Raw genomic sequence first — 584 nt, 5'->3', positions numbered from 1 at the left:
AAACGGCGGCCGTAACTATAACGGTCCTAAGGTAGCGAAATTCCTTGTCGGGTAAGTTCCGACCCGCACGAAAGGCGTAATGATTTGGGCACTGTCTCAACGAGAGACTCGGTGAAATTATAGTACCCGTGAAGATGCGGGTTACCCGCGACAGGACGGAAAGACCCCATGGAGCTTTACTGTAGCTTGATATTGAGTGTTTGTACCGCTTGTACAGGATAGGTAGGAGCCGTAGAGATCGGAACGCTAGTTTCGATGGAGGCGTTGGTGGGATACTACCCTAGCTGTATGAACACTCTAACCCGCGCCACTAATCGTGGCGGGAGACAGTGTCAGGTAGGCAGTTTGACTGGGGCGGTCGCCTCCTAAAATGTAACGGAGGCGCCCAAAGGTTCCCTCAGAATGGTTGGAAATCATTCGCAGAGTGTAAAGGTATAAGGGAGCTTGACTGCGAGACTGACAAGTCGAGCAGGGACGAAAGTCGGGCTTAGTGATCCGGTGGTTCCGTATGGAAGGGCCATCGCTCAACGGATAAAAGCTACCCTGGGGATAACAGGCTTATCTCCCCCAAGAGTCCACATCGA

The 584-nt window shown here is 52.4% G+C and carries 1 rRNA gene; it reads left to right on the top strand.

The window, feature by feature from the left end:
• Positions 1-584, top strand: a 23S ribosomal RNA gene (locus tag OZD70_RS05870); the annotation flags it as partial.

The organism is Wolbachia endosymbiont of Drosophila tsacasi (assembly GCF_028982115.1).
GTDB lineage: Bacteria > Pseudomonadota > Alphaproteobacteria > Rickettsiales > Anaplasmataceae > Wolbachia > Wolbachia pipientis_B.
The sequence above is the reverse complement of the archived record's forward strand: the minus strand, read 5'-3'. Positions and strand labels throughout refer to the sequence as shown.